The organism is Micromonospora sp. URMC 107, assembly GCF_051386315.1.
GTDB lineage: Bacteria > Actinomycetota > Actinomycetes > Mycobacteriales > Micromonosporaceae > Micromonospora.
Genome location: NZ_JBPQTK010000003.1, coordinates 1 through 13,616, shown reverse-complemented (window position 1 = coordinate 13,616; position 13,616 = coordinate 1). Strand labels below are relative to the sequence as shown.

Annotated in this window: 14 protein-coding genes and 1 tRNA gene; 14 read left to right on the top strand and 1 reads right to left on the bottom strand. The window is 74.2% G+C overall.

Annotated elements, in window-relative coordinates; translation table 11 throughout:
* Nucleotides 1-58 precede the first annotated feature (58 nt).
* From ACSNN9_RS00855 to ACSNN9_RS00800, 12 genes are all read left to right on the top strand, one after another.
* Nucleotides 59-856: a hypothetical protein gene (locus tag ACSNN9_RS00855; protein WP_436670699.1), complete on the top strand. Its 798-nt coding sequence runs from the start codon at nt 59-61 to the stop codon at nt 854-856.
* Nucleotides 857-991: 135 nt separating this feature from the next.
* Complete coding sequence (locus ACSNN9_RS00850; RefSeq protein WP_357867987.1) at nt 992-1,324, top strand: PadR family transcriptional regulator; 333 nt, start codon at nt 992-994, stop codon at nt 1,322-1,324.
* Nucleotides 1,321-2,343, top strand: a complete 1,023-nt coding sequence (locus ACSNN9_RS00845; RefSeq protein WP_436670698.1) for an HAAS signaling domain-containing protein — start codon at nt 1,321-1,323, stop codon at nt 2,341-2,343. Before ACSNN9_RS00850 ends, ACSNN9_RS00845 begins: the two co-directional genes overlap by 4 nt.
* A 117-nt stretch (nt 2,344-2,460) precedes the next feature.
* Nucleotides 2,461-2,931, top strand: a complete 471-nt coding sequence (locus ACSNN9_RS00840) for an LppU/SCO3897 family protein (RefSeq protein WP_436670696.1) — start codon at nt 2,461-2,463, stop codon at nt 2,929-2,931.
* 171 nt (nt 2,932-3,102) lie between these two features.
* A complete protein-coding gene (locus ACSNN9_RS00835; protein ID WP_358085638.1) occupies nt 3,103-3,789 on the top strand; it encodes a dienelactone hydrolase family protein in 687 nt (228 codons plus the stop codon).
* Nucleotides 3,790-3,808: 19 nt separating this feature from the next.
* The gene (locus tag ACSNN9_RS00830; protein WP_436670776.1) at nt 3,809-4,522 is read left to right on the top strand and encodes a uracil-DNA glycosylase; all 714 of its coding nucleotides are present in this window, start codon (nt 3,809-3,811) and stop codon (nt 4,520-4,522) included.
* 78 nt (nt 4,523-4,600) lie between these two features.
* The gene (locus tag ACSNN9_RS00825) at nt 4,601-5,341 is read left to right on the top strand and encodes a DUF4129 domain-containing protein (RefSeq protein WP_436670694.1); all 741 of its coding nucleotides are present in this window, start codon (nt 4,601-4,603) and stop codon (nt 5,339-5,341) included.
* Nucleotides 5,342-5,405: 64 nt separating this feature from the next.
* On the top strand, nt 5,406-5,990 hold the full coding sequence (locus ACSNN9_RS00820) for a hypothetical protein (protein WP_436670693.1): 585 nt from the start codon (nt 5,406-5,408) through the stop codon (nt 5,988-5,990).
* Complete coding sequence (locus ACSNN9_RS00815; protein WP_357867969.1) at nt 5,987-6,991, top strand: AAA family ATPase; 1,005 nt, start codon at nt 5,987-5,989, stop codon at nt 6,989-6,991. The genes ACSNN9_RS00820 and ACSNN9_RS00815 overlap by 4 nt, the downstream gene beginning before the upstream one ends.
* Nucleotides 6,991-8,415 carry a DUF58 domain-containing protein gene (locus ACSNN9_RS00810; RefSeq protein WP_436670692.1) on the top strand — a complete coding sequence of 475 codons (1,425 nt, stop codon included), beginning with the start codon at nt 6,991-6,993 and terminating at the stop codon, nt 8,413-8,415. The genes ACSNN9_RS00815 and ACSNN9_RS00810 overlap by 1 nt, the downstream gene beginning before the upstream one ends.
* A gap of 114 nt (nt 8,416-8,529) precedes the next feature.
* Nucleotides 8,530-9,090 carry a hypothetical protein gene (locus ACSNN9_RS00805; RefSeq protein WP_436670691.1) on the top strand — a complete coding sequence of 187 codons (561 nt, stop codon included), beginning with the start codon at nt 8,530-8,532 and terminating at the stop codon, nt 9,088-9,090.
* A gap of 104 nt (nt 9,091-9,194) precedes the next feature.
* Entirely contained in the window at nt 9,195-10,529 is a 1,335-nt protein-coding gene (locus tag ACSNN9_RS00800) for an NAD(P)/FAD-dependent oxidoreductase (RefSeq protein WP_436670690.1), read from the top strand.
* Between the two features lie 96 nt (nt 10,530-10,625).
* Here ACSNN9_RS00800 and ACSNN9_RS00795 read toward each other — a convergent pair whose 3' ends face one another.
* Entirely contained in the window at nt 10,626-12,458 is a 1,833-nt protein-coding gene (locus ACSNN9_RS00795; RefSeq protein WP_436670689.1) for a hypothetical protein, read from the bottom strand.
* Between the two features lie 102 nt (nt 12,459-12,560).
* Here ACSNN9_RS00795 and ACSNN9_RS00790 point away from each other — a divergent pair.
* A tRNA-Leu gene (locus ACSNN9_RS00790) sits at nt 12,561-12,641 on the top strand.
* A gap of 110 nt (nt 12,642-12,751) precedes the next feature.
* The gene (locus tag ACSNN9_RS00785; protein ID WP_357867955.1) at nt 12,752-13,567 is read left to right on the top strand and encodes a Bax inhibitor-1/YccA family protein; all 816 of its coding nucleotides are present in this window, start codon (nt 12,752-12,754) and stop codon (nt 13,565-13,567) included.
* Nucleotides 13,568-13,616 lie beyond the last annotated feature (49 nt).

The window sequence follows — 13,616 nt, the reverse complement described above, 5'->3', positions numbered from 1 at the left end:
CGTACCCATCGGACCTCAGGTCCCGTTGCGCGACGGGGGGTACCGGTATGTTCTCGCCATGCTCGCCGATCCCGATCAGCTGTTGCCCCGTCCGGTGCTGTGCGTGCTCGGCGCCGGCTTGGACTTCGACACGGTGGGCAAGGTCGCGGCCGAGGCGGGAGCCGCGGCCGGCTTCACGCTCGACGACGAGTACTCCGAGCGGGAGCACGACCCGCGGATGTCCTACGCGTTCGAGGCGAGCCTGGCCGGCGCCAGCTTCACCGACGCCGACTGGGAGGCGGTATCGGCGCACGACAGCGTCGCGTACGTGCTGTCCCGGCCCCTGCGGGCGGTCACGATGCCGCCGGAGCTGTTGCGGCCGACGCTGCTGGAGGTCTCGCGCGCGGCGCTGGCCGTGTCGGCCGCGCTCCTCCGCTCCGGTGCCACCGCTGTGAAGAACGAGAGCAACGGTGTCGCGCACGGCCGGGACCGGTGGCTCTCCCTGGCTGACGAGGCGGCGGCCGCGACGACGGACGTCGAGCTGGCCGGCGTGCTGTACCGCGCCTCGGTCAAGCGACCGATCCGCGCCGGCGAGTCGTTGTACAGCTGCGGCATGCATCTGCTCGGCGCGCCCGACGTGGAACTGCTGGCCACCCCGGCCACCGACGGCGGGGTCGAGGACCGCGTCACCCTGCTGGACACGCTGGCGCTCTACCTCCTGACCGACGAGCGGGCGGCGGAGATGGCCGACGGCGAAGGGTTCCGCCTCAGCGCCGACTCCCCGCGTTGGCTGCTGGAGCACCGCCCGGACGACCGCCACGAGACCGACGACCTCTTCCACAACCCGCTCGGCTACTGGCGCCTGACACCCGCCTGAACCTGGGCCGTCCGCACGCCAGACCCGGTGTGGCAGCAGCCGACAGGGCACATCCGTCAGCTCGAACGACGCGGCCTGACCCGCGGCGGCGCGTTCCTTTGACGGTACTTCGCATTGCGTACTAGTGTGCATTGCGTGGACACCACACAACTGCTGAAGGGCGTACTGGATCTCGCGGTCCTCGCCGTGCTCCGGGAGGAGGACGGCTACGGCTACGACATCCTGCGCCGGCTGCGCGAGGCCGGGTTGCAGGAGGTCGGCGACGCCTCGGTCTACGGCACGCTGCGCCGGCTCTACGCCGCCGGCCTGCTGACCACCTACGTCGTGCCGAGCGAGTCCGGCCCGCACCGCAAGTACTACTCCCTCAACGCCGCCGGCCGGGACCAGCTGACCCGCTCCGGCAAGCTCTGGCGCTCGTTCGCCACCACCATGGACGCACTGCTCGACGATCGGGGGATGGCGGCATGACCGTCACGGAGCAGGAAATCGCGGACTACGCCGGACGGGTCCGGGCCGCGCTGGCCGACCTGCCGCCGGCGCACCGCGACGAGTTGACCGAGGACCTGCCGGAGCACCTCGCCGAGGTCGCCGCCGAGGCCGACGGCTCGCTGGTCGACCGGCTCGGCGAGCCCGAGGCGTACGCGGCCGAGCTGCGCGCCGCCGCCGGGGTCGGCGTCGCCGCCACCGGCGGGCGCCGCCTGGACCGGCGCCTCGGTCCCGCCGTGGACCGGATCCGCGCGCGGGCGCACCGCTGGGACGTCCAACTCGGACCACCCCTGGGGTACGCCACGGCGAGCGAGTTCCTCCGGCTGCTCCGGCCGGCGTGGTGGGTGCTGCGCGGCTACCTGGCCGCCATGCTCGTCACGGTGGTCACGACCGGCGACACGTTCGGCGTGCTGCCCGAGCTCAACGGCAGCACGCTGGCCGGCCTGGTGCTGCTCGCCGGCAGCGTGCTCGCCTCGATCTGGCTCGGCCACCACACGCCGGGCCTGACCCGGCCCAAGCGGCGGATGCTGCACGCCGGCACCGCGGTGCTGGTGATCTTCGGGCTGGTCGGCCTGGCGGACATGAACGGCCGCGTCGGCGGCGGGGACTTCGGCTACGAGCAGACCTCGATCAACGACCGGTACGACCACGTCCGGGACGTCTTCGTCTACGACAGCGAGGGCCGGTTGGTGGAGAACGCCCGGCTCTTCGACCAGAACGGCGACCCGATCCGCCTCGGCTACCCGGACTGCCTGGACGCGCGGGACCCGAACGGCCTCGGCAACCCGCTGCTGCGCTCCTACCCGTACTGTCCGCAGCAGGCACCGTTCGCGCCCCGGGCGCCGGTGGGTTCCCTGCCGTCGACGGGCGTGCCACCGTTGCCGCCACCCACCGCGTCGGAGGGCCCGGCCGAGCCCACGCCCGCCCCGAGCGGCACCCCGACCACGGGATCCGCGCCGACGGCGGCCCCGACCGGCACGCCGGCCCCGAACCGGACGTGAAGCGGGTCATGCCGTGAAGCTGGGAAATAGCTGAACGGATGAGTCCAGCGGGGCAACGGCTGTCGGTCCCGGTCGCTACGGTGTCGTCTGCTCACTCACCCCCCGGAAGGAAAACGCGTGTCAGAGCAGGTCGCACCGCCCCCCGCGCCGGACGCCGCCCAGCCCCCGTCGGCTGTCCAGGCACCGCCCCCGGCGGAGAAGTCCGGGTCCAAGAAGCTGCTCGGCATCGTGGGCGCGATCGTCGTGTTCCTGGTCGTCGCGGGCCTCAAGTTCGGCATCGGCTCGGTCATCGGCAACTTCTTCAACAAGGACGAGACCGCCGAGGCCAAGGTCGGCGACTGCATCGCCGAACTGCCCGAGGTGACCGGCACCAAGGAGGAGAAGGTCGACGGCGCGAAGGTCGTCGAGTGCACCTCCACCGACGCGATCTACAACGTGGTCGGCCGCGTCGACGGGCAGACCCAGGCGCAGGCCCGCTCCGGCGAGGCGTGCGGGCAGTACATCAAGGAGGGGCAGGAGGGCTACGTCTACTACAGCATCGAGCCCGGCAAGACCGGCTACCTGCTCTGCCTGACGAAAAAGGCCTGATCGCCCGGCACCACGACACCGCCGACGGCGTCCGTGGAGACGGGGGGCGAACAGGAGGTGAATGCCACTGTTCCGGCGTCTTCCCCGGGGCGCTCACGGCGTGGCAGGCTACCGGCACGTAGCACCACTGTGCGACCAGCCGACGATGACTGACCGCTAGGAGGACAGCCGATGGGCGAGATGGTGAGCTACCGCGGCAACGGGGGGACGAGCGAGGGGTATCTCGCGATACCCTCCGGCGGTGCGACCAGCCCTGCGGTCATCGTCATCCAGGACTGGTGGGGCCTGGTGCCGCACGTCCGGGCGGTCGTGGACCGCTTCGCCGAGGCCGGCTTCGTCGCCCTCGCCCCGGACTTCCGGCACGGCGGCCCGGCCAGCAAGCCGAGTGAGCCCCGGCAGATGCTGAACAGCTCGCAGATGGACGAGGCGGCGGCGGACATCGCCGGCGCGGCGGACTACCTCACCGGGCGGCCCGAGGTCACCGGCAAGGTGGGCTGCGCGGGCTTCTGCGCCGGCGCGAGCCTGGCCCTCTGGGCGGCGAGCCGCTCCGAGCGGATCGTCGCCACCGCCGCCTTCTACCCCCGGCTGCCCTGGGACGGGATGCGCTCCGAGTGGGCCGACTACGCGGGCAAGGCGGCGCTCATCCACTGCTCCGAAGAGGACGGCACCTCCGCCGCCGACGGCGTGCGGACCGTCCGTCGCGCCATCGAGACCGCCGGCGGCACCTGCCAGACCTACGACTACCCGGGCACCTCGCACGCCTTCTTCAACGAGGACCGGCCGGAGCACTTCGACCAGCGCGCCGCCGCCACCGCCTGGGCCCGCACCCTCGAACTCTTCCGGGCCAAGCTTGGCTGAGCCCCGTACGCCCGACGAGGTGGTCGCCCGCGCCGCGCGGGCGACCGACCTGGCCGACCTCGACGCGGAGGTCAGCGACTGCTTCGCCTGCCCCCGCCTCGTGCGGTGGCGGGAGGAGGTGGCCCGCACCCGCCGGGCGGCGTTCCGCGACCAGGAGTACTGGGGCCGCCCGGTGCCCGGTCTCGGCGTCCCCGACGCGCGCATCGCCATCCTCGGCCTGGCGCCCGCCGCGCACGGCGGCAACCGCACGGGCCGCATCTTCACCGGCGACCGCTCCGGTGACGTCCTGTTCGCCGCGCTGCACCGGGCCGGGCTGGCCAACCAGCCGACCAGCGTCGCCGCCGACGACGGGCTGACCCTGCGCGACCTGCGGATCTTCTCCGCCGTGCGCTGCGCGCCGCCGGACAACAAGCCCACCCCCGAGGAGCGGGACACGTGCGCGCCGTGGCTGCACCGCGAGGTGACGCTGATCCGGCCCACCCTGCGCGTCGTGGTCGCGCTGGGCGCCTTCGCGTGGGCCGCGTGGTGGCCGGTGCTGCGCCAGGTGTACGGCCAGCGCCCGCCCAGCCCGCGACCGGCGTTCGGCCATGGGGCACACTGGTCCGGCACGGGCGCGCCGGAGCTGCTCGGCTGCTACCACGTCAGCCAGCAGAACACCTTCACCGGGCGGCTGACACCAGGGATGCTGGACGACGTGTTCGCCCGGGCCAAGGAACTGGCCGGGGTGGACTGAGGCGCGGGGGCGGTGGCGATGACGGACGCGACGCGTCGGACCGTGCGACCCGCCCTGGTGGCCCGGAGGTAGCCCTCGATGGAACTCAGCGTCCTGCGCAGGTGGTGGCCGGTCGCGGCGGTGGTGCTCCTGCTGGCCGTCGCCGCGCTGGCGTCCGCCCACTCGTCGATCGGCGCCAGCCGGGTCCCGCCCGCCGCCGACAACATCCCCTACATCCCGGAGTATCCGACCGCCGAGCCGGTCCCCTCGATCCCCGTGGAGCCCCGGGACACCGCCGAGACCACCGGGACGCGGATCCCGCAGTGGGTCGTCACCGCCGTCGTCGTACTGCTCGGGCTGGCCCTGCTCGCCGCGTTCGGCTACCTCACCTGGGCGCTGGTCCGCGGCGCGATGCGGCGCACCACCCGGGCGCTGCCGGCCCGGCGGCCCCGGCGTACGCCCGAGGGCACCGCCCGCGAGGTGGCCGCCGCCCTCGACGCGGGCCTGGAGGAGCTGGACGACCGGGACACCGATCCCCGTACGGCGGTGATCGCCTGCTGGGTACGCCTGGAGGAGGCCGCCGCCGGGGCCGGCGTGCCCCGGCTGGCCGGCGACACCCCCACCGACCTGGTCACCCGCCTGCTGCGGGGCGACCCGTCGGCGGGGGTCCCGGCCATCGCCAGCACCGACGTGCTGGCCGAGTTCGCGCACGTCTACCGCGAGGCCCGGTACGCCACCCGGGAGGTCGACGAGCGCACCCGCGACCAGGCCCGGGCGGCGCTGCGCCGGCTGCGCGGCGAGTTGACCGTTGTGGTCGACGACGCCGAGGTGTCCGCGTGACCGGGACGGGTGCCCACGTGACCGGGGCGTGGCCGGCACCCGCCCGGCGTGGCGAGGGGGCGCGGTGAGCAGCACCAGCATCGACGACCTGCTCAGCTTCGAGGAGGAGCGGCCGGCGCCCGTCGAGCGGTCCCGGGGCGGACGGGCGGGTCAGGTGCTCCGCACCCTGGCCGGCGTCGCGGCCGTCGTGGTCGTGCTGGTCGCCGGCCTGCGCGTGGTCGGCCTCCGGGTCTCCCTGCCGGTCCTCGTGGCCGGGGTGGTCGCGCTGTTCCTGGTCCGCCGGGTCGTCGCCGCCCTCGCGCCCCCGCCCCCGCCCCGCTCGGGGAGCCGGGGCCCGGCCGCCGACGACGACGGCACCTGGAACTGGGGCGCCCGGGACGCGCTGCGCGCCGCGATCAACGGCTGGGAACGGCCGCTGGACTGGGCAGGTAAGGACCGGGAGCGGTTCGCCGAGCGGATCCTGCCCCGGATCGGCGAACTGGCCGACGAGCGGCTGCGTCAGCGCCACGGCCTGACCCGCGAATCCGACCCGGAGCGGGCCCGGGCCCTGCTCGGCGACCGGCTCTGGGCCTTCCTCAGCACCCCCTCCCGCCGCCCCCCGTCGCCGCGCGACCTCGCGGCGATCGTCGCCGAACTGGAGAAGATATGAACGACGTGGACCGCAGCATGCCCGCCGCCGAGGTCGGCCACCTCGCCCGGTCGGTGCTCGAGGCGGTCGGTCAGGTCGTGGTCGGCAAGCGGGACGCGCTGGAGCTGGTCCTCGCCGGGATCCTGGCCGGCGGGCACGTGCTGCTGGAGGACCTGCCGGGCCTCGGCAAGACGCTGACCGCGCGGTCCTTCGCGCAGGCGCTCGGGCTGGACTTCCGCCGGCTCCAGTTCACCCCCGACCTGCTGCCGGCCGACGTGACGGGCTCGTTCCTGTACGACCAGCGCAGCGGCGACTTCGCGTTCCGGGCCGGGCCGGTCTTCACCAACCTGCTCCTCGCCGACGAGATCAACCGGACCCCGCCGAAGACCCAGTCGGCCCTGCTGGAGGCGATGCAGGAGAAGCAGGTCTCGGTGGAGGGCGTGACGTACAAGCTGGACGAGCCGTTCCACGTGCTGGCCACCGCCAACCCCATCGAGTACGAGGGCACCTATCCGCTGCCGGAGGCGCAGCTCGACCGGTTCCTGCTCCGCGTCTCCTTCGGCTATCCCGAGGCCGAGGAGGAGTGGGAGGTGCTGCGCCGGCGGATGGCCCGCCGCCGCGAGGAGGCGGACATCAAACCGGTGGTCGACGCCGAGACCCTGCGCGCCATGCAGGCCGCGCTGGAGGACGTGGTCGTGGAGGACTCCATCGGCCGCTACATCGTCGCGCTGACCGCCGCCACCCGCGAGCACCCGTCGGTGCTGGTGGGCGCCTCGCCGCGCGGCTCGCTGGCGCTGCTGCTGCTGTCCCGCGTACGGGCCGTCATGGCCGGCCGCGACTACGTGGTGCCGGAGGACGTCAAGGAGGTCGCGGCGCCCGCCCTGGCGCACCGGATCACGCTGCGCCCGGAGATGTGGCTGCGCCGCGTCGACCCGTCCTTCGTGGTCGGCGAGGTGCTGGAGGCCACCCCGGCCCCCGCCAGCGGCGCGCTGCCCAGCTACGCCGCCGGCCCCGGGCACTGATGGTCGCGCCCGCCGTGTCGCCCCGGGTCGAGTCGTCGCCGCAGGGGCCGGAGCCCGCGGCCGGCTGGGCGCCCACCTGGGCGCTGGGCCGGGCGGTCCTGCTGACCGGGCTGCTGCTGATCGCGGGGGTGCTCCTCGGCCGGGTCGACCTGGTCGTGCTGGCCGCCCCGTTCGCGATCGGCACCGCGTACGCGCTGCGCCGCCGGCCGACCGCCCTGCCGCAGGTCTGGATCTCCGCCGACGAGGGCCACCTGGTCGAGGGCGGCGAGCTGACCGGCACGGTCACCGTCGGCAACCCCGACCTGCTCGACTACGACGTGGCGGTCATCCGCAGCCGGGTCTCGCCGTGGCTGCGCATCGAGCGGGCGACGATCGCCGGGGCGACCGCGGCGACCGCGGCGTCCGGGGCGGGTTCGGCGGCCGTCCCGTCCGTCGCCGAGCGGCCCTTCGTGACGGCCGTCCCGACGGCCGCGGCCGTGGACCTGGAGCTGACCGGCAGGGCGCTGCGCTGGGGCCGGCACCCCGTCGGCCCGGCGGGCGCACGGGTGGCCGCCGCGCAGGGGCTGCTGGTCTCCCGCGCCGTGATCGCCGAGCCGGCCCGGCTGCGGGTCTACCCGAAGACCGAGCCGTTCGACGCCGTCGAGGCGATGCCCCGGGCCGCCGGCCTGGTCGGCGCGCACCACTCGCGCCGGCCGGGCGAGGGCGGCGAGCTGGCCGGCGTACGGGTCTTCGCGCCGGGGGACCGGCTGCGCCGCATCGACTGGCGGGTCTCGCTGCGCGCCCGGCAACTGCACGTGGCGGCCACCCTGTCCGACCGCGACGCCGAGGTGGTGGTGCTGCTCGACGTGCTCGCCGAGGCGGGCCGCTCGGGGGGCGTCTCCGGTGCCGCCTCCGTGCTGGACACCACCGTCCGGGCCGCCGCCGCGATCGCCGAGCACTACCTGCACCGCGGCGACCGGGTATCGATGCTCGAGTACGGCCCGGCCGCGCGCCGGCTGCGCCCGGCCACCGGCCGCCGGCAGTACCTCACCGTCCTGGAGTGGCTGCTGGAGGTGCGGGCGGAGTCCTCCCCGCACGAGCCGTACGACCAGGTGTTCGGGCCGCAGCTGCTCTCGGCGGACGCGCTGGTGGTGGTGCTCACCCCGCTGCTCGACGAGCGGTCGGCGCAGATGCTCGCCCGGCTGGCCCGCTCCGGGCGGTTCGTGGTCGCGGTGGACACCCTGCCGGCGGACCTCGCCCCGCCGAAGGACCGGGGCTGGGCCGAGGTGGCGTACCGGCTGTGGCGGCTGGACCGGGACACGATGATCGGGCAGCTGCGGGAGCACGGCGTGCCGGTGGTGCGCTGGGCCGGCGCGGGCAGCCTCGACGAGGTGCTGCGGGACGTGGCCCGCCTGGCGACCGCCCCGAGAGTGAACAACCGGTGAGCGCGAGGAACGCAGCGCAGCGGAGTCCCGCAGTCGCGAACGAAGGGCGGCACCGGTGAGCGCGAGGAACGCAGCGCAGCGGAGTCCCGCGGTCGCGAACGGAGGCTGGCCTCGATGAACGCCGTCACCGAGCGGGTCCGGGCGCTGCGCCACGCCGCCACCCGGATCAGCCTGACGCCGCTGCTGGTGCGCGCCGGCATCTTCCTCACCGTGCTGGTCGGCCTCGTGCTGGCGTACCCGTCGGAGGTGCTCCTCGGGCGGCCGCTGCTCGCCCTCCTGGCGGTGGCGGTGCTGCCGGCGGTCGGGCCGCGCCGGGTCTGGCCGACCTTCGCGGCGCTGGTCACGGTCGGCGGCTGGCTGGTCGCCACCGACGGGTACGGCCGGCCGATCGCCCTCTGGCGGCTGCTCGCCGTGGCGGCGGTGCTCTACCTCACGCACACCCTCTGCGCGCTGGCCGCCGTGCTGCCGTACGACGCGGTGGTCGACCCCGACCTGATCGTGCGGTGGCTGGCCCGGGCGGGCGCGGTGCTGCTGGCCACCTTCGTGCTCGGTGTGCTGTTGGTCGAGGTCGGCGGGCTCGCCGGTGACGCCGGACACCAGGCGGCGACGGTGGTCGGGCTGGCGGTGGCGGTGGCGGTGGCGGCGTTGCTGGGGTGGCTGCTGCGCCGCAGGTGACAGCCCCTTTCGGGTGAAGTCGTGCAGGTCACAGGGGTTGTGCTCCGTCACAGAGAAGGGGCGCGAGCGGGATTAGCCGGGCCGCGCGGGGAAAGATAGATGACGTGAACCCGAAGCGGATCCTTGTGGTGGGTGCCGGGCACGTCGGTCTCTACGCGGCCCTGCGCCTGTCGAAGAAGCTCAGCTCCCGAGAGGCCGAGGTCGTCGTGGTGGACCCTCAGCCCCACATGACCTACCAGCCGTTCCTGCCCGAGGCGGCGGCCGGCAACATCTCGCCCCGGCACTCCGTGGTGCCGCTGCGGCGGGAGTTGCGGCGGTGCAAGGTGGTGGCGGGCACGGTGACCCGGATCGACCACGCCCGCAAGACCGCCGTGGTGCAGCCCATCAGCGGCCCCACCCGGGAGATCCCGTACGACCACGTGGTCGTCGCCCCGGGTTCGGTGTCCCGGACGCTGCCGATCCCCGGCCTGCACGAGCACGGCATCGGCTTCAAGACCATCGGCGAGGCCATCTACCTGCGCAACCACGTGCTGGACCGGCTCGACGTGGCCGCCGCCACGCCGGACCCGGCCGTCCGGCGCTCCGCGCTGACGTTCACCTTCGTCGGCGGCGGGTACGCCGGCATCGAGGCGCTCGCCGAGATGGAGGACATGGCCCGGGACGCGCTGAAGTACTACCCGGAGCTCAAGCCGGAGGACATGCGCTGGGTGCTGGTCGAGGCGACCCAGCGGGTGCTGCCCGAGGTCGACCGGGACATGGGCGCCTACACGGTGCAGCAGCTGCTCAAGCGGAACATGGACATCCGGCTGGACACCCGCCTGGAGTCCTGCCTCGACGGGGTCGTGAAGCTCTCCGACGGCGACAGCTTCCGCTCCGACACCATCGTCTGGACGGCCGGCGTGAAGCCGTCGCCGATGCTGGACGCGACGGACTTCCCCCGCGACGAGCGGCGGCGGGTCACCTGCCTGCCGACCCTCCAGGTGGTCGACGGCGACCGGGTGGTCGAGGGCGCCTGGAGCGCCGGTGACTGCGCGGCCGTGCCGGACCTGACCAAGGAGCCCGGCAACTACTGCTCGCCGAGCGCCCAGCACGCGGTCCGCCAGGCCGCCCGGATGGCCGACAACATCGTCAACGTCGTGCGCGGCCGGGAGCCGGTGGAGTACAAGCACAAGCACGCTGGCAGCGTCGCCAGCCTCGGCCTGCACAAGGGCGTGGCCCAGGTGTACGGGATCAAGATGACCGGCTGGCCGGCGTGGTTCATGCACCGGACGTACCACATGAGCCGAATCCCGTCGTTCAACCGCAAGGTCCGGGTCGTGGTCGACTGGACGCTGGCGTTCGTCCTCAAGCGTGAGGTGGTCGCCCTCGGTCAGCTGCACGATCCGCGCGAGGAGTTCGCCGAGGCGTCCCAGCCGGTCGGCGCCGGCCGCGCCGCCTGACGGAGCACGCGAAGCCCTCTCCGCCTCCGGGTGGAGAGGGCTTTCGCATGTCCGGTCGTCGGCGCGCGGGGCTGCGGCCGCGCGACCCGGTGCGGGTCAGACGCGCCAGGTCCAGGCGTCGGCGATCCGGGTGGCGGGCCCGTAGAGCTGCTCCAGCGTGCCGCGCAGGCTGTCGGCGTGCGGCGTGTCGACGGCCAGCGCCACGCAGGAGGCGCCCCAGAACTCCGCGTCCTCCGCGGCCTGCCGGCGCTGTCCGTCGTCGACGACCGGTTGCCCGCCGCGCTTGGCGACCTCGGCGAGCAGGACCGAGGTGGGCTGCGAGTACGTGCCCATCGCCGCCGTGCCGTCGCGGCCGTACGGGCCGATGAAGAAGCCCTCCGGCATGCCGAACGCCGCGTCGGCGGCGGTCGCCCAGCGCATCGGCCAGGGCTGCTTGGGCGTGGCGAGCGGCACCGGCACCAGCACCCCGCCCGGCTCGACGCACTGGCGCCAGTGCCCGCCGGTGACGAACTCGGGCAGCGGCGGCCGCTCGGCGGTGGGCAGCGGGGTCGGCAGCAGCGGCAGCAGCGCCACGGCGACCCCGGCGGGCACCAGTCGGCGGGCCGGGCCGGCGCCGCGCAGCGCCCGGTCGACCGCCAGCACCAGCAGCGTGGCGACCAGCGGGAGCACCGCGAGGGCGAACCGCATCGGCAGCGCACCGTCCACCACGGGCAGCCCCGAGAGCAGGGCGTACGGGCCCGGCACGGCGGTGCGTTCGCCGTCGACGACCACCCGGGGGCCGAGCGACAGCGCCCCCGTCACCAGCGTCCCGACCACGCACGCGACGACCAGCGGGCGACGGCCCAGCCAGAGTGCGCAGGCGGCGGCGGCCAGCAGCAGGGGCAGCCCGAGGAAGGTGTTGTACTCGGCCGGCCCGGTGGTGAGCCGGGCGGCCCCGTCGCCGCCCGCGATCGACAGCGGCGAGATGGTCCACCAGCTGCGCAGGTCCGCCGAGAAGTAGTGCGGGCTGAACATGCCGTCCGCGACGCCCTGCGGGCCGGCGAACTGGAACCACAGCGGCCAGGCCAGCACGAGCAGGGCCAGCCCGGCGGCGAGCAGCATCCCGCCAGCGAAGCCGGGCAGGGCGCGGCGGGCCAGGTTCCGGTCCGCCACCGCGTAGGTGACCGCCATCACCAGCAGCGTGACCGCGCAGAGGAAGAGCACCTCCTCGCCGACGAAGACCTGCGCCGTGACCGCCGCCGCCAGGCCGACGGCCGAGCTGACCATCCGCCGGCGGTCCGGCCCGTCGGGGGTGCCCGCCGGGTCGGCGGCCCGCAGCAGGCGGACCACCAGCCAGACGATCACCGGAACCAGCCACTGCGCGGTCATGTGCAGGTGGCTGTTGGTCTGCGAGACCATCCCCGGGCCGAAGCCGCAGAGCGCCGCCCCGAGCGCGGCGGCGACCCGGCGGGCGCGCAGCACCCGGGTGAAGAGCAGGTACCAGGCGATGGCGGTGCCGGCCAGGTTCGCCACGGCCAGCAGGGCGAAGGTGAGCGGCGCGCCGAACAGCAGGGTCACCGGGGCGAGGAGCACCCCGAGCGCGATGACCGTGGTGTTGGTCATCAGGTTGACCCCGTCCGGCGCGTTGAGCCGCCGGGTGAGCAGGTCGAAGTCGCCGAGCAGCGCCCGGGAGTCGACGGCGAGGAACCACTCGTAGAGGGCCTGGTCCTCCGGGTTGAGCGCCAGCACCCGCGCCGCCGGGTCGGGCCAGAGCCCGTGGGTGAGCCAGCCGGCCACCGCCACGAAGAGCAGCGCGACGGTGACGTCCGTCCGGCGACGGCGGACGGCGGTCAGCAGGCGCGCCGGCCAGAGCCGGCGGGGCGGCCGGTCGGCGGCGAGGACAGCCTGGTCAGGAACGGCGTCGGGGGCCGTGGGGGCTGCGCTGCTCACGGTCTCGACCCTAGTGCGACCCGCCCGCCGGGGTACGCCGGGTCGCCGGCGACCCGCTACCGTGACACTGCACCACGCGTGTCGACCCGCGCGGTGTCACCCGCCCGGGTGGTGGAACGGCAGACACGGCCGCCTTAAAAGCGGCTGCCGCAAGGCGTGCGGGTTCGACCCCCGCCCCGGGCACCCGCACTCTCAGCTTCCGCTCAGCTTGGCGATCTCCACGGGACTGCCCTGGGCGTTTACTCTTGAGGGTGCACGTTCACGTGCAACGACCCCCTGAGGGAGGCCTGACAGTGAAGACTTCGAACCCGGTGCTCGCCCGGCTCGGCCAAGCGGCCGAGCGGGAGCGCTCCGCCGGGTACGCCCCGACCGGGCCGTACGGACAGCCCGGTTATCCGCAGCAGTACCCGACGCAGGCCGGCTACCCGGCGGCCCCGCCGACCGTCAACACCATGTCGATCGACGACGTGGTGGTCAAGACCGTCACGCTCCTCGGCATCCTCGGCGTCTCCGCCGCGGCCGCCTGGGTGCTGGTGCCCGACGCCCTGCTCGGCGCGGCCTGGATCGGCGCGGCGGTGGTCGGCCTGGTCCTCGGCCTGATCATCTCGTTCTCCCGGATGGCGAACCCGGCGTTGGTCGTCGCGTACGCCGTCGTCGAGGGCGTCTTCGTCGGCATGGTCAGCAAGTTCTTCAACTCGCTCTACGACGGCATCGTGGTCCAGGCGGTGACCGCCACGTTCGGTGTCTTCTTCGTGATGGCCATGCTCTACAAGGCGAAGGTCATCCGGGCGACCCCGAAGTTCGTCAAGGGCATGATCGCCGTGATGGCGGGTCTCTTCGCCGTCATGCTGATCAACCTCGTGTTCGCGCTCTTCGGCGTGAACACCGGCCTGCGCGACGGCAGCCCGCTGGCGATCGGGTTCAGCCTGGTCTGCATCGTCGTCGCCTCGCTGAGCTTCGTGCTCAGCTTCAAGGAGGTCGAGGACGGCGTCCGGATGGGTCTGCCCCAGCGCTACTCCTGGGTGGCCGCCTTCGGCATCCTGGTCAGCCTGGTCTGGCTCTACATCGAGATCCTGCGCCTGCTGAGCTACTTCCAGGGCGACGACTGACCGTCGTCACCGTCCGACCGGCGCCCGCCCCCGCACCCGCGGGGGCGGG

What these genes read in the sequence shown, in the direction of transcription:
- ACSNN9_RS00855 (WP_436670699.1), top strand. Translation starts at nt 59, where the DNA reads ATGCTCGCCGATCCCGATCAGCTGTTGCCCCGTCCGGTGCTGTGCGTG.
- ACSNN9_RS00845 (WP_436670698.1), top strand. Translation starts at nt 1,321, where the DNA reads ATGACCGTCACGGAGCAGGAAATCGCGGACTACGCCGGACGGGTCCGG.
- ACSNN9_RS00835 (WP_358085638.1), top strand. Translation starts at nt 3,103, where the DNA reads ATGGGCGAGATGGTGAGCTACCGCGGCAACGGGGGGACGAGCGAGGGG.
- ACSNN9_RS00825 (WP_436670694.1), top strand. Translation starts at nt 4,601, where the DNA reads ATGGAACTCAGCGTCCTGCGCAGGTGGTGGCCGGTCGCGGCGGTGGTG.
- ACSNN9_RS00815 (WP_357867969.1), top strand. Translation starts at nt 5,987, where the DNA reads ATGAACGACGTGGACCGCAGCATGCCCGCCGCCGAGGTCGGCCACCTC.
- ACSNN9_RS00810 (WP_436670692.1), top strand. Translation starts at nt 6,991, where the DNA reads ATGGTCGCGCCCGCCGTGTCGCCCCGGGTCGAGTCGTCGCCGCAGGGG.
- ACSNN9_RS00805 (WP_436670691.1), top strand. Translation starts at nt 8,530, where the DNA reads ATGAACGCCGTCACCGAGCGGGTCCGGGCGCTGCGCCACGCCGCCACC.